General features: G+C 72.9%; 13 protein-coding genes and 1 pseudogene. 1 reads left to right on the top strand and 13 read right to left on the bottom strand.

Annotation, left to right across the window (positions count from 1 at the left end):
* Nucleotides 1-142: 142 nt before the first annotated feature.
* The 11 genes from ACQEVB_RS12760 to ACQEVB_RS12710 form a co-directional block, all read right to left on the bottom strand.
* Complete coding sequence (locus tag ACQEVB_RS12760) at nt 143-1,867, bottom strand: DUF222 domain-containing protein (protein WP_432969469.1); 1,725 nt, start codon at nt 1,865-1,867, stop codon at nt 143-145.
* 36 nt (nt 1,868-1,903) lie between these two features.
* Nucleotides 1,904-2,578 (bottom strand): sirohydrochlorin chelatase, encoded by a 675-nt coding sequence (locus tag ACQEVB_RS12755; protein WP_432969466.1) that lies wholly within the window; start codon nt 2,576-2,578, stop codon nt 1,904-1,906.
* Entirely contained in the window at nt 2,575-3,723 is a 1,149-nt protein-coding gene (locus ACQEVB_RS12750; RefSeq protein ID WP_432969463.1) for a uroporphyrinogen-III synthase, read from the bottom strand. The genes ACQEVB_RS12755 and ACQEVB_RS12750 overlap by 4 nt, the downstream gene beginning before the upstream one ends.
* 8 nt (nt 3,724-3,731) lie before the next feature.
* Nucleotides 3,732-4,070 carry a nitrite reductase small subunit NirD gene (gene nirD / locus ACQEVB_RS12745; RefSeq protein ID WP_432969460.1) on the bottom strand — a complete coding sequence of 113 codons (339 nt, stop codon included), beginning with the start codon at nt 4,068-4,070 and terminating at the stop codon, nt 3,732-3,734.
* On the bottom strand, nt 4,067-6,556 hold the full coding sequence (gene nirB, locus ACQEVB_RS12740) for a nitrite reductase large subunit NirB (protein ID WP_432969457.1): 2,490 nt from the start codon (nt 6,554-6,556) through the stop codon (nt 4,067-4,069). The genes nirD and nirB overlap by 4 nt, the downstream gene beginning before the upstream one ends.
* A 46-nt stretch (nt 6,557-6,602) precedes the next feature.
* On the bottom strand, nt 6,603-8,009 hold the full coding sequence (locus tag ACQEVB_RS12735) for an FAD-dependent oxidoreductase (RefSeq protein WP_432969454.1): 1,407 nt from the start codon (nt 8,007-8,009) through the stop codon (nt 6,603-6,605).
* Nucleotides 8,010-8,258: 249 nt separating this feature from the next.
* The gene (locus tag ACQEVB_RS12730) at nt 8,259-9,704 is read right to left on the bottom strand and encodes an MFS transporter (protein WP_432969451.1); all 1,446 of its coding nucleotides are present in this window, start codon (nt 9,702-9,704) and stop codon (nt 8,259-8,261) included.
* Nucleotides 9,705-9,909: 205 nt separating this feature from the next.
* Nucleotides 9,910-11,946, bottom strand: coding sequence for a molybdopterin oxidoreductase family protein (locus tag ACQEVB_RS12725; RefSeq protein WP_432969448.1), 2,037 nt, complete (start codon nt 11,944-11,946; stop codon nt 9,910-9,912).
* The gene (locus ACQEVB_RS12720; RefSeq protein WP_432969445.1) at nt 11,943-13,313 is read right to left on the bottom strand and encodes an MFS transporter; all 1,371 of its coding nucleotides are present in this window, start codon (nt 13,311-13,313) and stop codon (nt 11,943-11,945) included. The genes ACQEVB_RS12725 and ACQEVB_RS12720 overlap by 4 nt, the downstream gene beginning before the upstream one ends.
* A gap of 137 nt (nt 13,314-13,450) precedes the next feature.
* On the bottom strand, nt 13,451-14,272 hold the full coding sequence (locus tag ACQEVB_RS12715; protein WP_432969442.1) for a TIGR02569 family protein: 822 nt from the start codon (nt 14,270-14,272) through the stop codon (nt 13,451-13,453).
* Nucleotides 14,273-14,340: 68 nt separating this feature from the next.
* Entirely contained in the window at nt 14,341-16,329 is a 1,989-nt protein-coding gene (locus ACQEVB_RS12710) for a hypothetical protein (RefSeq protein ID WP_432969439.1), read from the bottom strand.
* Nucleotides 16,330-17,226: 897 nt separating this feature from the next.
* On the opposite strand from ACQEVB_RS12710, the pseudogene ACQEVB_RS12705 reads away from it, so the two are divergent.
* Nucleotides 17,227-17,448 (top strand): annotated as a pseudogene (locus tag ACQEVB_RS12705) (DUF5956 family protein); the annotation flags it as partial.
* Here ACQEVB_RS12705 and moeZ read toward each other — a convergent pair.
* Both moeZ and ACQEVB_RS12695 read right to left on the bottom strand, forming a co-directional pair.
* Nucleotides 17,442-18,614, bottom strand: coding sequence for an adenylyltransferase/sulfurtransferase MoeZ (gene moeZ / locus ACQEVB_RS12700; RefSeq protein ID WP_432969436.1), 1,173 nt, complete (start codon nt 18,612-18,614; stop codon nt 17,442-17,444). The pseudogene ACQEVB_RS12705 and the gene moeZ sit on opposite strands and share 7 nt — an antisense overlap.
* 5 nt (nt 18,615-18,619) lie before the next feature.
* Nucleotides 18,620-19,609: an alpha/beta fold hydrolase gene (locus tag ACQEVB_RS12695; RefSeq protein ID WP_432969433.1), complete on the bottom strand. Its 990-nt coding sequence runs from the start codon at nt 19,607-19,609 to the stop codon at nt 18,620-18,622.
* Nucleotides 19,610-19,651 lie beyond the last annotated feature (42 nt).

Below are 19,651 nucleotides of genomic sequence, written 5' to 3'. Positions count from 1 at the left end.
AAGCCCAGCTCACCGGCACTTCGGGCGCCGTTGCCGCGGCACCCGGCCGATTGTGCATGAACCGGCCCGCACGCGGGGTGAGGTCGGATCAGTCGGGGCCCGGTCAACGGGTGCATGTCCGCCGGGCCACCACCATGTGGCGTCACGGCGGGTCGGGGTCGCTCCGGTAGTCGTAGGGCCGGGTGACGTGGCTGTGCCCGGTCGGGGTGATCCACTCCAGCCCACCGTCGGGCAGGGCTCGGACCTGCCAACCACCGCCGGCATGTTTCAGGTGGTGATGCCGCACGCAGTACCCGGCCAGGTTGACAGCGCTCGTCGCCCCACCGGCGGCGAAAGCGGTGATGTGGTCGAGTTCGCCGTTGACGACCTTGCGGCGGCAGCCGGGGAAGCGGCAGAACACATCCCGCGCCCGCACAAAATCAGCCAGCGCGGTGGGCGGGGTGTAGGTGCTGCGGCCGTGATCCAGCAGCGCCCCGGTGGCCGGGTCGAACAACAGCCGCCGCCAGGTCGCGGAGGCGGCGATCTCGCGGGCCATCTCGGCGGTGATCGGTCCGTAGCCGAGCAGCTCGCACGGGTCGTCGGTCAGCCCGAACAGCGACGTCATCGGCATCAGCAGCTGCACCAGCGGTTTGCCCGGGTTCACCGGGGTCGGCAGCGCCAGGTCGGGGTTGGTGAGCCGCCCGGACAGCAGGTCCGCCAACAGGTCAGCACGCCGCTCGTCCATCGACCGGGGATCCTCGGCGCCGCAGCCGCGGGCCAGCCGGGTCAGCCATTCGAATGCGGCGACCGCGTCCGGCGCCGGGAGCAGCGCCCACAGCGACGCCATGCCGTCGGGTTCGGGGTTGACCGCAACCCGCCGATCCCGGCGCGCCTTGTCGTGGCGTTCCTGGGCGCCGGCGGGGTCGACGGCGATGATCGTCCGCTTGACGGCGGCCCGCAGCTGCGCCGCGGTCTGCTGCGGCGCACGCGGCAACACCCGAGCCTCCACCAGGACGGCATGCTCATCGGACAGATTCGCGGTGCCTTCGGTGATCACCGTGACCCGACGCTGATCCACCAGGCCGGCTTCCCACGCGGCAAGCGTGTCCGGCAGCCGCGACACGAGCGTTTCGGCTTGGCGGGTGCGGAACGCCGCCGTGCCACCGGACAGGTGCAGAGCGGTGCCGACCTCATCAGCGGCCCAGTCGGTCACCCCGCCCGGGTCGGCCCGCCGCTCGGCCAGTTCCGCGATCAGCCGGGCTTGCCGGGCCTGCGCCCACGCCACCACCCGTTCGTAGCCGACGAGCGCGTCGATCAGGGCCGGGTCGGACAGTTCGGCCGGCGAGGAGAAGTACTGGTCGAGTTCGAGCGCCAGCCATCCCGACGGCTGCACCGCCGCGGGGGACGGGGAGCCGTCGAGCAGCAGCGAGTCGGGCACCCCGACCCACTCCTCGACGTCGAACATGTGTTTGATTCTATCGCACGATGATGCCCGTGACCAGCGAAAACAGGAAGAGAACAGGATCAGCGGCACCACGTGGGGTGACCACCCGAGCAGGGTGACCCAGAGGTTCGTGGGCAAGCTGACCCGCACCGCAGGCCCGCCAGGGCCGAGGAGCGGAAGCAGCGCGGCAGCGATCCGTACCCCGCGCGGAATCTCCCGCAAGAGAACCGGCAGCGACCCGAAGCCCACCCGACACCGCCAACGGAAGCGACAACCACCCGAGGCCGCGACCGGACCACCACCGTCGGCCCCAGACACGCGGAGGATCGAAGCCGGCGCGGCTGCAACCCGCACCCCGAGTCGAAAGCACCCGCAAGAGAACGGGCAACAACCCGAAGCAACCGTCGGCATCACCGACACAGGCGACCCGAGCAGCGTGACCACACCGCTCCCAACTGGCGAGCAGACGCTCGCGAGAGATCAGGCAGCCACCTGCAGCACGGCCCGATACCGGGCCGCGACGAGCGCGGCGACGGCAGGATGCGTCCCGATCGGCGCGGCCACGACGGAGGCGCCGCACGAGTCCAGCCGCCCCTGGAACAACCCCGGCGCCAGCAACCACGACGCGACGGCGACGCGGGCAGCCCCACCGTCCCGCAACCGCGCGACGACGTCGGGCACCCGCGGTCCGCCTGCGGCGATCGTCGCCAGCGACACGGGTCCGCCGAGGATCCGGCCGAGCCGCCGCGCCGCGGTGGCGGAGTCGGCGGCGGCTGCGGGGTCGCTCGATCCCGCCACCGCGAGGACGACGGCGTCGCCGGAACGGTACCCGGCGGCGACCAGTCGTTCGGCGGCCGCCGCGACGAGCATCGGGTCGGGGCCGAAGGTCTCCGCGAGGTGCGCGGCGCTGCCGCGCAGCTGTTCCGGCACGTCGACGCGCACGTGATAGCCGGCGGCGAGGAACATCGGCACCGCGACGCAGGGCCCGTCGGGCAGCGCGGCGAGCGCCGAGGCGATCGTCGGTCCGCGCACGTCGGCGTAGGCAACGGCGACCTCGACGTCCGGCAGCAGCTCCCGCACCTGGGCCGCGACGGCCTCGGTGACGTGCGCGCCCGCCGGATCGCGCGTGCCGTGCGCGACCAGCAGGAGGTTCATCCGCAGTGCCCCCCGGCAGGCTCGGCAGCGGGGTCCAGCGCCAATCGGTAGCCGCGCTTCACCACGGTCTGGATCAGCCGGGGTTCGCCGAGCGCGGCCCGCAGCCGGGTCATCGCCGTCTCGACGGCGTGCTCGTCGGCCGAACTGCCGGGCAGCGCGGGCAGCAGTTCCGCGCGGGTGACGACGCGGCCCGGCCTGCGCGCGAGCGCACGCAGGAGGCCCATCGCGGCCGGCGGCACGTACCGCAGCTCCCCGTCGACGAGGACGGCCTGGCCGCGCAGCTCCAGCCGATGCCCGGCGACGGGCAGGCGGCGCGTCCGCGCGGGCAGCTCGGCCTCCAGGTGCCGCACCATCGCGCCGAGCCGGGAGCGCTGCGGCTGAACGGTGGGCACGTCCAGCGCCTCCAGCGGGGCGGCGGTGACCGGCCCCACGCACAGCACGAGCACCTGCCCGCGCAGCGCGTCGAGCAGCTGTTCGCGGAGCCCGCGCTCGGCGGCCCTGGCGAGCATGCTCACCGCGGCCGGGGCGCTGGTGAAGGTCAGCACGTCGACCCCGCAGGCGAGGATCGCGTCGGTGAGCCGGTCGAGCGGGGCGAGGTCGACGGGCGGCTCCCACCGGTACACCGGCACCTCGATCACCTCGGCACCGGCCAGCGTCAACGCGTCCACGACGTCGGGCAGCGGCTCGCCGTGCAGCTGGACGGCGATGCGGGCACCGTCGACGCCGCCGGCGAGCAGGTGGTCGAGCACCTCGGCCGACGACTCCGACGGCGGCGACCACGCCTCCACCAGCCCGCAGGTGCGGATCTGGCCGCGGACCTTGGGCCCGCGGGCGAGCAGACGGCCGGACCCGAGCGCTGCCAGCAGCTCGTCGCCGATCCCCCACCCCTCGGCTGCCTCCACCCAGCCGCGGAACCCGATGCCGGTGGTGGCGACCGTGATGTCCGGCGGCTCCTTGACCAGGCGCTTCGTGGCGGCGAGGAGCTCGGCATCATCGGCGAGGGGCACGATCCGCAGCGCCGCACCGTGCTGCACGGTGGCGCCGCGACGCTCCAGCATCGCGGCGAGGTCGTCGGCCCGGCGCGCTGCGGTGACGCCGACCGTGAAGCCGGCGAGCGGGGGAACCTCGACGCGGGTGTCGGTCATCGTGAGCGTCACGGTAGCCCGATCTCCACGCACCCGTCGGTCACGCGGACCGGGTACGTGGGCACGGTCACGCCGTCGTCGTCGAGGCATCGCCCGGTGCGCAGGTCGAACGCCTGCTTGTAGACGGGCGAGGCGATCGTCGGCACGCCTCCGCGGTCGCCGACGATGCCCCGGGAGAGCACCGCCGCACCCGAGAACGGGTCGATGTTGCCGATCGCGTAGAGGTCGTCCTGCGTGCGCACGATCGCCACCTGCACATCACCGAGGAGGGCGGCGACCCCGCGGTCGGGCTGCAGGCGGTCGACCGGGCACACCGGCGTCCACGTCACCTGGATCTCGACGGTCATCGCCGCACCTCGGGCATCCCCACGGGCACCGGCTGCCCGCGCTCGCGGCGGGTCCGCACCAGCGGATCCGGTGTGTCGGGCGCGTTGACGAACGAGACGAAGCGGGCGAGCTTCTCCTCGTCCTCCAGCACGCCGCGCCATTCGTCGGCGTAGTTGCCCACGTGGGCGTCCATGGCGGCCTCCAGGTCGGCGCAGATGCCGAGCGAGTCGTCCACGATCACGGCGCGGAGGTGGTCGAGACCGCCCTCCATGCCCTCGATCCAGGCCGCAGTGCGCTGCAGCCGGTCGGCGGTGCGGATGTAGAACATGAGGAACCGGTCGATGATCTTGACCAGCGTCTCGGTGTCGAGGTCGGAGGCCAGCAGGTCGGCGTGCCGCGGGGTGAAGCCGCCGTTGCCGCCGACGTAGAGGTTCCAACCGTTCTCCGTGGCGATGATCCCGAAGTCCTTGGAGCGGGCCTCCGCGCACTCCCGCGCGCAGCCCGAGACCCCCGACTTCAGCTTGTGCGGGGACCGCAGCCCCCGGTAGCGCAGCTCCAGCGCGACGGCCAACCCCACCGAGTCCTGCACGCCGTAGCGGCACCACGTGGTGCCGACGCAGGACTTCACCGTGCGCAGCGCCTTGCCGTAGGCGTGCCCGCTCTCGAAACCGGCGTCCACCAGCCGCCGCCAGATCGCCGGCAGCTGCTCCACGCGGGCACCGAACAGGTCGATCCGCTGCCCGCCGGTGATCTTGGTGTAGAGGTCGAAGTCGCGCGCGACCTCGCCGATCGCGATCAGCCCCTCCGGCGTGATCTCACCGCCGGGGATGCGCGGCACCACCGAGTACGTGCCATTGCGCTGCATGTTCGCGAGGAAGTGGTCGTTGGTGTCCTGCAGCGTGGCCTGCTCGCCGTCGTGGACGTGCCCGCTCCCGAGCGACGCCAGGATCGACGCCACCGCGGGCTTGCACAGGTCGCACCCGCGGCCGCGACCGTGCCGCGCGATCAGCTCGGAGAACGTGCGGATGCCCGTGCCGGCGACGATCTCGAACAGCTCGGCGCGGGACTGGTCGAAGTGCTCGCACAGGGCCTTCGAGACCTCGACACCCTGCTGGGCCAGCAGCTTCTTCAGCGTCGGCACGCACGAGCCGCAGCTCGTGCCGGCCCGGGTGCAGGCCTTCAGCGCCGGCACATCGTGGGCGCCGTCGTCGATCGCCGAGCAGATCGCGCCCTTCGTGACGGCGTTGCAGGTGCAGATCTGCGCGGAGTCGGGCAGCGCATCCGTGCCCAGCTCGACGCCGCCCGGCGCGATCATCGCCACCGGGTCGGCGGGCAGCGGCTGCCCGACCAGCGCGCGCAGCGTGCCGTACTTCGACGCGTCGCCGACGAGCACGCCGCCGAGCAGCGTCTTCGCGTCGTCGGAGACCACGAGCTTGGCGTACGTGCCGGCGACCGGGTCGTTGACCACGACCTCCAGCGCGTCCGGCGTGGTGGCGTGCGCGTCGCCGAAGCTGGCCACGTCGACGCCGAGCATCTTCAGCTGCGTCGACATGTCGATGTCGTCCGGCACCATCGTGGCCTGGCCGCCGAGCAGCCGGTCGGCGACGACCTCGGCCATCGCGTAGCCGGGCGCCACCAGCCCGTACGTGCGGCCCTCCAGCGCGGCCACCTCGCCGACCGCCCAGATCGCCTCGTCACGAGTGCGGCAGCGCTCGTCCACCAGCACGCCGCCGCGCTCGCCGACGGGCAGGCCGGCAGCGCGGGCCAGCGCGTCGGCCGGGCGGATGCCTGCGGAGAACACGACCACATCGGCGTCCAGCTCGACGCCGTCGGACAGGGTGGCGACGAGCCGGCCCCGGTCCTCGGAGATGCCGGTGACCGAGACCCCGCAGCGCACCTGCAGGTCCTCCGACTCCACGAGCCGGCGCAGCACCGCCCCGCCGCCCTCGTCGACCTGGACGGGCATGAGCCGCGGCGCGATCTCCACGACCTGCGGCGACAGCCCCAGCAGGCGCAGGGCGCGGGCCGCCTCCAGGCCGAGCAGCCCGCCGCCGACCACGACCGCCGAGCGGCGGCCGGGGCGCTCGGCCGCCATCGCAGCCGCGGCCGCAGCGGTGATCGCGTCCAGGTCGTCCAGGGTGCGGTAGACGAAGCAGTTGGGCAGGTCCTTGCCGGGCACGGGCGGCACGAACGGCACCGAGCCCGTCGCCAGTACCAGCGCGTCGTAGCGGAACTCGCGACCCGCGGCGGTGCGCACGGTGCGCGCGGCCCGGTCGATGCTGGCCACCGGGTCGCCGAGGTGTGCATCGACGCCCAGCTCCGGCAGCGTCAGCTCCTCCGCCGACACCCCGTCGACGTACGACGAGAGCGCGACCCGGTCGTACGCGGCCCTGGTCTCCTCGCCGATCACGGTGACGCGCCACTCGCCCGCGGTGTCGCGATCGCGCACCGCGGAGACGAGCCGGTGCCCCACCATCCCGTTGCCGACGACGACGAGGTCCTTCATCGGTCTCCTCCCAAGGCGGTGAGTCGTGGGTCTCCGTACGGCACTGTCACGCCGCGCCCTCCTCGATCGGTGCCGGATCAGCGGCAGCGAGCCAGTCCACGAGCCCGCAGACGGTGTCGGTGCAGCTCCCGCAGCCCGTGCCGGCGCGGGTGGCCCGACCGAGTGCTGCGGCGTCGGTCGCGCCCGCGCGCCAGGCCGTGACAAGCGCCGCCTTCGTGACCGTGTTGCACCGGCAGACGACGGCGCTTGCCGGCAGCCGCCCCGGATCGGATGTGGTGGCCGGCATCCGGCCGAGCAGCAGCCCGAGCCGGTCGCTCGGCGCGGGCGCGCCGGTGTCGAAGTACTGGACCATCGTCGCGGCCGCCTCGGGCATGCCGATCATGGCGCCGCCGACGACGCGGTCGCCGTCCAGCGCGAGCGCGGCGTAGCGGCCGCCCGCGGGGTCGGCGAAGCGCAGCACGTCGGCACCGCCGAGCGTGGCCGGCGCCCCGACGGTCGCCAGGTCGACCCCGCGCGCCTTCAGCCGGGTGACGGGCCGCGTGCCGGTGTAGCGGGCGTCCGGGTCGGCGCCGGTGAGCAGGTCGGCGAGGACCGCAGCCTGCTCCCAGCCCGGCTGGACGAGCCCGGCGCCGGTGCCGGGGTGCTGCGCGCAGTCGCCGATGGCGTGCACCCGCGGATCGGACGTGGTGAGCCGGTCGTCGACGACGATGCCGTGATCGACGGCGATGCCGGCCGCCTGGGCGAGCGCGGTCTCGGGTCGGACCCCGGTGGCGACCACCAGCTCCTCGGCCTCCACGATGCTGCCGTCGGAGAGGTGCAGGCCGCGGTCCCACGCCGTGGCGCCGACGCCCAGCCGCAGCTCCACCCCGAGCCGCTCCAGGGCTGCGCCCAGCACCGTCCCGCCGGACGGGTCGAGCTGGCGCTCCAGCAGGTGCGGCTTCGGGTGGACGAGCGTGACCTGCACACCCCGCTCGGCAAGCCCACGCGCGGCCTCGCAACCCAGCAGGCCGCCGCCGAGCACCGCGAACCGCACGCCGGGACGGGCCCGCTCGATGATGCGGTCGCAGTCGTCGAGGTCGCGGAACGGGATGCCCTGCTCCACCCCGGGCATCGGAGGCAGCCATGCCCGGCTGCCCGTGGCCAGCACGAGGACGTCGAACGGCAGGTCACCGTCCGTGGTGTGCAGGACGCCGTCGCCGATCGCGGTGGCGGTCGCGCCCAACCGGGCGTCCACCCCCCACTCGTGCGCCCACCCGTCCGGCAGGAGATCGACGGCCGAGGCCAACCCGCCGGCCAGCACCGTCGACAGCAGCACCCGGTTGTAGGCCGGCCGTGCCTCGGCCCCGACGACGGTCAGCGCCAGCGTCTCGCCGCGCGGATCCCGTCGCCGGATCTCCTCCACCAGACGGGCACCGACCATCCCGTGCCCGACCACCACGATCCGCCGCTTCACGGCCCCGACGGTAGGTAGCCGTCGTTACCCCCGTGCGACGTGTGGTGACAGGGAAGTAACACAGGCTGCACATGCGGTGGGGCCGGACGTGAGGGGCGGAAGGACGTGGCGGGGGTCACGCGCAGCTTCCGCGCAGCGCGGCCTAGCTGCGGTGATCAAGGGCAGATGGTCGCCATTCAAGATCGACTGGCAACCTTCTGCCCTTGATCACCGACAACCCGGGCTCTCCTTCGGCAGCCCCGGCTGTGACTACTGCTCGGGCTCCCGGACGTTGATGGTCGCGCCGCCTGCCGGCGAGCCGCCACCCGGTGCCCGGGTGGTACCGGCCCGGCGGGCCGCCAGCGGGGAGACGACGTCCTCCAACGCCTTGCCCTCCGCGTCGACGCCGAGGTACCAGGCGACGACCCCGCCGATGATCATGACGACGGCGCCGAGGATGTAGCCGAAGAACAGCCCGCCCGGGTTCGGGTGCTCGGTGCTGCCGATCAGCACCTGGTACACCACGGGCGCGATCGCGCCGAAGCACTGGGCGATCGCGAAGAACACGGCGATGGCCTTCGCCCGCACCTCCAGCGGGAAGATCTCACTGACCGTCAGGTACGCGGAGCTGGCACCGGCCGAGGCGAAGAAGAAGATGATCGACCAGGCGATGACCTGCGTGATCGCGTTGAGCGCCCCGACGTTGAACAGGATCGCCGTGATGATCAGCAGTGCCCCCGACAGCAGATACGTTCCGCCGATCATGCGGCGTCGCCCGATCGTGTCGAACAGCGGCCCGAGCACCAGCGGGCCGATGAAGTTGCCCGCGGCGAAGGCGAAGAAGTACAGCGGCGCGTCGGTCTTCTCGACGCCGAAGAACACGATGAGCACGCCGGTGTAGGTGAAGAAGATGGCGTTGTAGAGGAACGACTGCGTGATCATCAGGGTGGCGCCGAGGATCGCGCGCCGCGGCATCTCGCGGAACAGCACCCGCAGGAGCGTCACGTAGCCGATGTCCGAAGCCGGCACCAGTTCGATGGCCTTGCTCGGGTCGACGTCCGGCAGTTCCCGGCCACCGTGGCGCACCTCGTCCTCGATGTAGGTGATCGACTCCTCGGCGGCCTGCTCACGCCCGTTCATGATCTGCCAGCGCGGGCTCTCCGGGAGGTTGCGCCGGACGAAGATGATGACGACGCCGAGCACCGGCCCGAGCAGGAACCCGAGCCGCCAGGCGAGCGACAGTTCGAACGTGTTGAGCAGGATGAAGCTGCCCAGCGTGCCGAGGATGGCGCCGAACCAGTACGTGCCGTTGACGGCGATGTCGACCCGGCCGCGGTAGCGCGCCGGGATGAGCTCGTCGATCGCGGAGTTGATCGCGGCGTACTCGCCGCCGATACCCATGCCGGCGATGAACCGGGTGAGGTAGAGGAAGACCACCCAGCCGGGACCGTTGCCCAGGGTCAGCGCCGTGAGCCCGCTGCCGATCAAGTAGATCGCCAGCGTGAGGATGAAGAGGTTGCGGCGTCCCAGCTTGTCGGAGAGGTGCCCGAAGTACAGCGCACCGACGACCTCGCCGAGCAGGTACACGGTGGCGACCAGGCCCGCCGCGGCCGGCGACAGGTTCAGCGTCGTCGGTTCCTTCAGGATGTCCGTGATCGAGCTGGCGATCGTGATCTCGAGCCCGTCGAGGATCCACGCCACACCCAGTGCGGCCACCAGTCGCGAGTGGAACGGCGACCACGGCAACCGGTCGATCCGTGCAGGGATCAGACTCCGGATCGCACTCGGCGTTCTCTCCACTGACGTCATCGCGCCCCTCCCCTCCGTCCGGCCCCGTCGGCGGTCGGTAGGGGGAACATACGAAGTGGCGGGAGTCACCGCATACGCTGAAGAACGTTATGTGCAGTTTGTTCCAGAATTCCTAATCCGGTCCGATGTGGACGGCGCTCACCTTGAACTCCGGCATCCGGCTGACCGGGTCGAGCACCGGGTTCGTCACGAGGTTGGCGGCCTGGTCGGCGCCGAAGTGGAACGGCAGGAAGACGGTGTCCGTGCGCAGGCTCGGCACGCACCGCACCTTCGCCCGGACGATCCCCCGCCGGGACGCCACGCGGGCCCAGTCGCCCTCGGCGAGGCCGGCGCGGGCCGCGGTGTCCGGGTGGACCTCCACGAACGCGTCGGGCACGACGGCGGCGAGCTCGGCGATCCGCCGGGTCTGCGCACCGGACTGGTAGTGCGTGAGGACGCGGCCGGTGGTCGCGCGCAGCGGGTAGTCGGCGCTGGGCAGCTCGGCGGCCGCCACGTGGTCGACGGGCCCGAAGCGGGCTCGGCCGTCGGCGTGGGCGAACCGGTCGAGGAACAGCCGCGGGGTACCCGGGTGCTCGGGCGTCGGGCAGGGCCAGTGCAGCGCCTCCCCGGCGTCGAGGCGCTCGTAGGTGATGCCCGAGTAGTCGGCAGGCCCGCCCGCCGACGCGGCGCGCAGCTCGTCGTAGACGACGGCCGGGTCGGGTGCGAAACCGGGCACGCCCAGGTGCTCGGCGAGGCCGGCGATCACCTCGAGATCGGTGCGCACACCGGGCGGCGGGCGCAGCGCGCGGCGCCGGCGCAGCACCCGCCCCTCGAGGTTGGTCATGGTGCCCTCCTCCTCCGCCCACTGGGCGACGGGCAGCACCACGTCGGCGGCCTGGACGGTCTCGCCCGGCACCACGTCCGCGACGACGAGCAGGTCCAGTGCCGCGATCCGCTCCGTGACCGACGCCGTGTCGGGGGCGGAGACCAGCACGTTCGAGCCGAAGACGAGCAGCGCCTTCGGCCCGTCCGGCCGGCCGAGCGCGTCGAGCAGCTCGGTGGCGGAACGGCCGGGGCCGGGCAGCGACTCGGGGTCGACCCCCCACACCGACGCGACGTGCGCACGGGCGGCGGGGTCGGTGATGTGCCGGTAGCCGGGCAGCTGGTCGGCCTTCTGGCCGTGCTCGCGCCCGCCCTGCCCGTTGCCCTGGCCGGTGATGGTGCCGAACCCGGAGCCGGGCCGACCGGGCAGGCCGAGGGCGAGCGCCAGGTTGATCCACGCGGTCACGGTGTCGACACCGTGGGCGTGCTGCTCGGCGCCGCGGCCGGTGAGGACGTAGCGGTTGCGCGCGTGCGCGAGCAGGGCGACCGCGGCGCGCATGTCCGCTGCCGGCACCCCGCACACCCGCTCGGCCCGTTCCGGCCACCACTGCGCGGCGATCCGCCACGCGTCGGCGAAGCCCGTGGTCCGTTCCTCGATGTAGGCCATGTCGGCGTGCCCGTCGACGACGGCGGCGTGCAGCATGCCCAGCGCGAGCACCAGGTCGGTGCCCGGCACCGGCTGCAGGTGCAGCCCGCCGGACGCCGCGGCCCGTTCGGCCGTCGGGGACAGCCGCGGGTCCACCACCACCAGCGCGGCCGAACCCAGGTGCCCCATCAGCGGCGGCATCGTCTCCGCAGGGTTGGAACCCGCCAGCAGCACGACCTCGGCGTCGCCGAGGTCGGTCACCGGGAACGGCATCCCCCGGTCGATGCCGAACGCGCGGTTGCCCGCCGCGGCCGCCGACGACATGCAGAACCGGCCGTTGTAGTCGATCTGCGAGGTGCCCAGCGCGACCCGCGCGAACTTGCCCAGCAGGTAGGCCTTCTCGTTGGTGAGCCCGCCCGCCCCGAAGACGGCCACGGCGTCCGGGCCGTGCTCGGCCGCGATCTCGCGCAGCCGCTGCGCCACGTGCCCCAAGGCGTCGTCCCAGGTGACGGGCTCGCCGTGCAGCAGCGGCGTGGTGAGCCGCTCGGGGTGGCGCAGCAGCCGTCCGGACGTCCAGCCCTTCTGGCACATGCCGCCCCGGCTGGTCGGGAAGTCGCGGGCGTCGACGGTTCCGGTCCGGTCGACCCACTGCCCGCACTGCAGGGCGCAGTACGGGCAGTGGGTGGGAGTGCGGTCGCTCATACGGTGACGAGCTCGTCGGACTTGTTCGCCCGCACGTACACGAAGTAGGTGACGGCGACCGAGACGACGTAGAAGATGAGGAACGCCCAGAACGCCGGCGTGCCCGACTTCGTGGTCGCGAACGACTGCCGGAACGCCAGGTTGATCAGCAGCCCGCCCAGTGCACCGACCGCGGAGATCAGCCCGATCGCGGCGCCGGAGATGCGCCGCGCGTTCATCAGCGCCTCCTCGGCGGGAGTGCCGGCCGCGATGGCGAGATCGGCCTTCCGCCGGAAGATGGCCGGGATCATCTTGTACGTCGAGCCGTTGCCGATGCCCGCGAAGAAGAACAGGCCGACGAACCCGGCCACGTACAGCGGCAGCGAACCGATGCCGGACGCCGCGATGCAGACCACGGTGCAGAGAGCCATCGCGACGAAGTTCCACGCCGTCACCACCGCTCCGCCGATCCGGTCGGACAGCCACCCGCCGACCGGGCGGATCAGCGACCCGATCAGCGGGCCGATGAACGTGACCGCGGCCGCCTGCAGCGGGGTGCGGCCGAACTGGCTCTGCAGCACCAACCCGAACGCGAACGAGTAGCCGATGAACGAGCCGAACGTGCCGATGTACAGGAACGACATGATCGCGTTGTCGCGGTCGCGCAGGGCCAGCTTCGCCGCACCGGTGTCGTTGCGGACGCTCGAGATGTTGTCCATCGCCACAGCCGCGTAGATCGAAACGATCACGATCAGCGGGATGTAGATCGCCAGCATCAGCTTCGGCTGGGTCGCCCCGGCCGTCGCGATGATGAGCAGGCCGACCAGCTGCACGACGGCCACGCCGATGTTGCCGCCGCCGGCGTTCAGGCCGAGCGCCAGCCCCTTCTTCCCCTCCGGGTAGAGGGTGTTGATGTTGGCCATCGACGACGCGAAGTTGCCGCCACCCAGGCCGACCAGTGCCGCGAGCAGCAGGATCACCCCGAACGGCGTGCCCGGCTGCAGCACGAACGCGGCCACCACCGTCGGGATCAGCAGCAGCACCCCGGAGAGGATCGTCCAGTTGCGGCCGCCGAACCGGGCCACCGCGAACGTGTACGGCACCCGCAGCACCGCACCCACCAGCGTCGCGGTGGAGGTGAGCAGGAACTTGCCGGCTGCGTCGACCCCGTACTCCGGGCCCATGAACAGCACGAAGACGGAGAACAGCGACCAGACCGAGAAGCCGACGTGCTCCACGGCGATCGATGCCCACAGGTTGCGGCGGGCCACGCTGCGGCCGGTGGAGGTCCAGAAGTCGGGGTCGTCGGGTCGCCAGTCGGTGAGCCAGCGCCCGCCCAGCCGTCCTGCGGGTGCGGCCGGAGCCGGGTCCGGTGCGGTCAGTGTCACGGGGTGCTCCCGGGTGTCCGTCGGGGTTCAGGTCGACGGGGACGGTAGGCAGGCGCCGTTACCGTCCTGTCCTCATCACGTGACACGCACGCAAACCCGCGCTCACGGCGGAGCGCCCGGGATGTGAGCCTCCGGGCTCAGACCAAGGCGGAGACCAGGCCCGCAGCACGCTCCAGGCCCGCGAGGCTGCGCGGTCCGCCCTCCGGGTGCTGGGCGTGCAGCACGATGCGGTGCAGCACCGCCCTGACCAGCACCTGCGGCCACTCCGGCAGGTGCGCCCAGCGCTGCACCAGACCCTCGTCGGCCCCGCCCCAGGCCAGCGCGTCGACCACGACGACAGCGGCCGCCCACGACGCCGGGCGCCAGCTCGGCACGAGATCGACGATCGCCGGTGCGGCGTCGCCGTCGAACAGGACCGCGCCGAACAGCTCCGGGTGCACCACCTGCGGCGTCACGTCCACGGGAGTGCGGTAGGCGGCGAGCTGGTCGAACAAGGCCCCGCCGTGGTCGCGGTCCACGCTGAGCCGCAGCTCCCCGAACGCCGCGGCCGCCGACCGGGCCAGCAGGTCGTCGCGCCCCTCGAGCAGCCGCGGACGCGGCAGCCCGGCCGTGGCGGCGTGCAGCTTCTCCGCGACCGCGACGACGTCGTCGTAGCGCGGCTCGATCGTGCCCGGCACGAACCGGCTGGCCGCCCAGCCCGCGATCACCCAGCGCCCGTCGGACGATCGCACCGGCTTCGCGATCCGCACGCCCGGCACCTCGATCGTGTCGAGCACCCCGGCCGACCACGCGGCGACCGCGTTGTCGGCGACCGCCCGGATCAGGACGTCCCCGCAGTGCCACGCGCGCCGCCCCGCCCACTCGACGGGCCGCGGCTCGCTCTCCTTCACCCCGAACGCCGTGCGTACGTGCGGCGGCAGGCCGGTCGGGGCGGATGCACGAACGGGCGCTGCGGTCACGCCCGGCACGCTACCTGCGCATGCCGCCCGATCGTGGCAAGCCACGCGGGGCGATCCGCGACCGGCGATCAGTCGTCTGCACTGCTGCTGTCGCGGCTGCTGCTCGTGCTGCGCTCGACCGTCCTGCTGCTGCTCTCGGCCCGGTCGCTGCCCGACCGGCGATCGCCGCCCGAGTCGTCGGAGCTGGAGCGTGACTGTCGCTGGCTCTTGGTGCTCGGCCGCGACACGGACGACTCGCCGTCCCGGCTGCTCTCCCGCGCGGTCATCGAACCGTCGTTGCCGACCCGCACGGACTGCCGGCGACCGTCGGGCGTGGTGCGGGTCGCGGTGAACCCGTCGCGGTCGCGGGTGAAAGTGCTCGTGCCGGACTCGTCGGTGCGGGAGAAGGTGGACGCGCCTGACCGCTGCCGAGGAGCCGTCGTCGTCCGGTCGGCGCTGCGCTCGGACGTGCCCGAACCCCCGCCCCAGTACGTGAGACCGCCCGCCGCGTTCCCGCGCCCGGAGCTGCTCGTTCCCGAACGCGCGCGCGACGAGGTGTCCTGCTTCGACCCGCCGCTCCGACCGGCCCGCCGCGGCTCGGCCGACTTCTCCTCCCGCTTGCCGAGCACGGTCTCCTGCGCTCCGTCGACCGCCTTGCCGAGCCCGGCCTTGGCCGGTTTCGACGGGCCCGCCGGCTTCTCGTCCCGCTTGCCGGCCAGCGTCTCCTGGGCCCCGTCCACCACCTTGCCGAGGCCGGCCTTGGCCGGCTTCTCGTCCCGCTTGCCGAGCACGGTCTCCTGCGCCCCGTCCACCACCTTGGCCGGCTTCGACGGGCCCGCAGGCTTGCGGTCCGCCTTCTGCGTCGGCTTCTGCTGGGCCTTCTGCTGTGGCTTCTGCCCAGCTCCCGTCGCCGCGTCCAGCCCGTGGGCGACACCGCCGAGCACCGTGCCGAGGGCCTGCCCCACCGGGGAGCGGTCGCTGCGGGGCTGTGCGGACGCGCGGGAACGGGGGTGGTCGTCGGCGGGGCCACGCGGGTCGGGCGGGCCGCTCGACGCGGTGTCGTCGCGCTCCTTCGGCTGCTCCCCACGACCCGCCACGATCTCCGGCTTCGTCGGCATCCCGCTCGGCCGACCCGGCCGGCGACCCCCGTCGCGACGCTTCATCGCCTCGAGAACCTCACTGCTGACGGCGTCGGTCTGCGCGGCGTCGGCGGGCAGGGGTGCCTGTGCGGCCGCCGCGACACTGTCCTCGAGGCTGGCCAGCTCGGCCTTCCGAGCGTCGCGCTGCCGGGTGCGCAGCTCCCGCTGCTGGTCGAGCACGGCGACCGCCGTCGCCTCCTCCGACGATCCGGGGGCCCGCGGCGGGGCCTTCGCGATCGCCGCCTCGACGGCGTCGAGCCGCGCCTGCGACGTCGCGAGATCGGCCCGCGCCTTGCCCAGCGCGCGGAAGCTGTCCAGCTGCGACTGCAGCGCGGCCTTGCGCCGCTCCAGCAGCGACTTGCGCTGCTGCAGCGCGGCGTACGGGAGCGCCGCGACCGTCGACCGGTCGGGCGCGGGCAGCCGGCTGTACTCCGCTTCCGTGCGGGCGATCGTGTCGAGCTGCTGGGTCACGGACGCGAGCGCCACCTCGGCCTCGGCGGCCCACTCCGCGTCCGTCGGTACCCGCCCTGCCTGCGCCGGTTGCACGGGCGACGCGAACGGCATCGTCGCCGACACCGCGTAGCCACCGGCGAGGATGCCCACCGCGCCCAGCACCGCGGCGGCGCGCCGGCGGCTGTGCCGCGGCCGGGTCGGTGCCGGGGTACGGGCAGGCTGCGGCCCCCGGGTGGGTACGGACCGCGGCGGCACCCAACTGGCGGCCGGCGCGACGGGAACCGACCGCCGCGGGACGGGTTCCCGCAGCCACGGCAGCGTCTCGCTGAGCCGCGCCTGCACCTCCGGGCGCATCGCCGCGCGGCGCGCCGACCGTGCGGCGTGCCGATGGGCTGCGGAGCAGTAGCGGCGGGCCGGGCGGCCGGGCACGTCGACGATCGCCACATCGCAGCCGGGCAGCGCGCAGCACTTGACCTCGTCGTTCATCAGTTGCGACCCCCATTGCCGGGAGACGGAACGCGCGCCCCGCAGCGCGGCGGGCCACCGGCTCGGGCACGGCGCCGCGCTGCGCAGAAATCCCGGTGCGGCGGTCCCTCCAGGATCCGTCCTGATCAACCGAGACGGCGACGTTACCCGGACGGGCGAGGCGTTGTCGATGCGCCAAAAGCGCCTTACCCGCTGGTCAGAGTCACGTTCGGTAGTTCGGACGGACGCCGCGAGTATTTGCCGTCCGCTACCGTGAACGACTCTCGCTCCCCGAATGGAGCAGGCGCATCCTTCATTCGGTCCACAGCCGGTTCGACGCGCGGGTGCCACCGCGGCCGACCGGCCCAGCAGCACCCGGCACCTGGCCGTCGCTCGGACCGGACCGAAAGGTCAGCCCACCCGCCCTTGCTGCTGCTCCGTGCAGGTGAAGCGGTCCGGATCGCCCACGGTCGCCGCTCATGAGCCCGCGTGGGTCTGCGGGCCGTTCCCGGACGAGACGATCGACGTCGCGCCGGTGGGTTTGCCCACCCAGATCGGGGATGACTGGGACGACACCTGGTGCGCGAACGCGGGGATCTGCAACAAGGTCGAAGGCCAATTCATCTCCCGGACAGGAGGGAACGGGGCGTACGGGCGCTGCACATTCCCACCGTATGCCGGACCGTAGGAAGATCCTGAGCAGGATGATCAACTGGGACGACGCCCGGATAGTCGACATTCCGCTGCCGGAACAGGAGAACGATCTCGTGACGGTGGACGGGCACGCGTATTTCACCGTGCCGGAGATGGGTCAGGCCATGCTCGTCGCCGCGCTCGCCGGGTCCGCGAACCTCCGGCGCATCGCCGGTACGCGGCGTGGTCCGGTGCAGGTGATCGAGGAAACCCCGGGGCCGGAAGTTCCGGCTCGAGCCGTGGACGCCGGAGGACGACGACATCGTCGACGACGACATCGCCGAGTACCTGGTCGAGGCAGGCGTCCCTGCTCCCCCCCGCGGATTCACCTGGCTCCAGCGACTTCCCGTCGGCCTACCGACGAGAAGTCGCTGGACCGTCTGGTGTCCTCGGGCGGACGAGATCCGAGCAGCCCTCGAACCGATCGTCGCCGAGCTGTATCAGTAGGTCGGCAGCGACGGGTCGATCTGCTTGGCCCAGGCCAGCACCCCGCCGCCGACGTGGACGGCGTCGCGGAACCCGGCCCGGTGCAGCGCGGCGAGCGCGTCGGCGGAGCGGGCGCCGGACTTGCAGTGCAGCACGACCGGCTTGTCCTGCGGGATCTCGGCGAGGGCCTCGCCGGAGAGGATGCGGTCCTTCGGGATGAGCACGGAGCCCGGGATGCGGACGATCTCGAACTCGTTCTGCTCGCGGACGTCGATGAGGGCGAAGTCCTTGCCCGCGTCGATCATCTCCTTGAGCTGCACCGGGGTGATGGTGTGGCCGGCGGCGGCGGCCTGCGCCTCGTCGGACACGACGCCGCAGAACGCGTCGTAGTCGATGAGCTCGGTGATCGGCTTGGTCTCCGGGTCCTTGCGGATCTTGATGGTCCGGTAGGACATCTCCAGCGCGTCGTACACCATCAGGCGGCCGAGCAGCGGCTCACCGATGCCGGTGATCAGCTTGATGGCCTCGTTGACCATGATCGAGCCGATCGACGCGCACAGCACGCCGAGCACGCCGCCCTCGGCGCACGACGGCACCATCCCGGGCGGCGGCGGCTCGGGGTAGAGGTCGCGGTAGTTGAGGCCCTTGCCGTTGGGCGCGTCCTCCCAGAACACCGACGCTTGGCCCTCGAACCGGAAGATCGAGCCCCACACGTACGGCTTGCCCAGCAGCACGGCGGCGTCGTTCACGAGGTAGCGGGTGGCGAAGTTGTCGGTGCCGTCGAGGATCAGGTCGTAGTCGCGGAAGATGTCGAGCACGTTCGACGACTCGAGGCGCGTCTTGTGCAGCACGACGTCGACCAGCGGGTTGATCTCGGCGATCGAGTCCTTCGCCGAGTCGGCCTTGGAACGGCCCACGTCGGAGACGCCGTGGATGATCTGGCGCTGCAGGTTCGACGCGTCGACCTCGTCGAACTCGACGATGCCGAGCGTGCCCACGCCGGCGGCGGCCAGGTAGAGCAGCGCGGGGCTGCCCAGCCCGCCGGCACCGACGACCAGCACCTTGGCGTTCTTGAGTCGCTTCTGCCCGGTCATCCCGACGTCCGGGATGATGAGGTGGCGGCTGTAGCGCTCGACCTCCTCCTTGCTGAGCTCGGCGGCCGGCTCCACGAGCGGCGGTAGCGCCATGGTCCTCAGGGCTCCTTCTGTCCGGCGGTCTTCGCCTGTCTCAACGTGCGGCGTCCGCGGGTTTCTTCCCACCGGCCCTCCGCCACGTCGTCCCACATCCTCGTCACCGCCGCGGCGACGGCGTCGGGCGCCTCGATCTGCCCGACGTGCCCCACCCCGGGCAGCATCTGCAACCGGCCGCCCGTCACCGCTGCGGTGCGGCGGGCCAGGCCGGGCCACACGAGCCGGTCGCGGTCGCCCCACAGCACCAGCGTCGGTGCCTGGACGCGCGCGGCGAGCCGCCACGACGACGGCCCCAGCACCCAGCTGGCGAGCAGCAGCCGGCCGGTCTCGTTGTGCGCCTCGCGCGCCCACGGCAGGCCGCCGCGTTCCTCGATCTCGGCGGCCACCTCGCGCAGCCGGTGCTCAGGCACGATCGATGGGTCGCCGAAGCACAGCTCGACGACGTGCGCGGCGTGGTCGAGCGCGGTCATGGCGCCCAGCTCGGCGCGGGATCGGCGGCCGATCCGGCCCGGTACGGCGGCCAGGAAGATCCGCGGGTCGACGATCCGGCGGGGGTCGGGCCGGCGGTCGGGCATCGCCGGCGAGATCAGCGTGAGCGTCGCGACGAGCTCGGGGCGGCGGGCCGCCACCGTCAGCGCCACGAGCCCGCCGAGCGAGTTGCCGAGCAGGTGCACCCGCTGCCCGCGGCCGGCGAGGAAGCACAGCAGGGCGTCGGCGTGCCCGCCCGGTGTCCAGTCCGGCACGGCGAGGGGCCGTGACCGGCCGAACCCCGGCAGGTCGACCGCGATGCCGGCGGCGCGCGGGGCGAGCAGGGTGGCGAGGTCGGTCCAGTTCGTCGCCGAGCCGGCGAGCCCGTGCACGTAGACGGCGGGGACGCCGTCCGGGCCGGGGGTCTCGCGCACGTGCAGCGTCACCCCGCCGGCCGTGATCTCCCGACCCGGCCACGGGCCCCGGTACGGGTCCCGTTCGGCGAGGGTGGCGACGTCGGTCACGTCACGAGGATCGCCGACGCGCGCCCGTGCGCGCCACCTGTC

The sequence above is a fragment of the Pseudonocardia sp. CA-107938 genome (genome assembly GCF_050936315.1).
GTDB lineage: Bacteria > Actinomycetota > Actinomycetes > Mycobacteriales > Pseudonocardiaceae > Pseudonocardia.
Note: the sequence above shows the minus strand (reverse complement) of the source record. Positions and strands in the feature narration are given on the sequence as shown.

Excerpts from the sequence above, each read along its gene's own strand:
- ACQEVB_RS12755 (WP_432969466.1), bottom strand. The coding sequence starts at position 2,578 with ATGAACCTCCTGCTGGTCGCGCACGGCACGCGCGATCCGGCGGGCGCG.
- ACQEVB_RS12750 (WP_432969463.1), bottom strand. The coding sequence starts at position 3,723 with ATGACCGACACCCGCGTCGAGGTTCCCCCGCTCGCCGGCTTCACGGTC.
- nirD (WP_432969460.1), bottom strand. The coding sequence starts at position 4,070 with ATGACCGTCGAGATCCAGGTGACGTGGACGCCGGTGTGCCCGGTCGAC.
- nirB (WP_432969457.1), bottom strand. The coding sequence starts at position 6,556 with ATGAAGGACCTCGTCGTCGTCGGCAACGGGATGGTGGGGCACCGGCTC.
- ACQEVB_RS12725 (WP_432969448.1), bottom strand. The coding sequence starts at position 11,946 with ATGAGCGACCGCACTCCCACCCACTGCCCGTACTGCGCCCTGCAGTGC.
- ACQEVB_RS12710 (WP_432969439.1), bottom strand. The coding sequence starts at position 16,329 with ATGAACGACGAGGTCAAGTGCTGCGCGCTGCCCGGCTGCGATGTGGCG.
- moeZ (WP_432969436.1), bottom strand. The coding sequence starts at position 18,614 with ATGGCGCTACCGCCGCTCGTGGAGCCGGCCGCCGAGCTCAGCAAGGAG.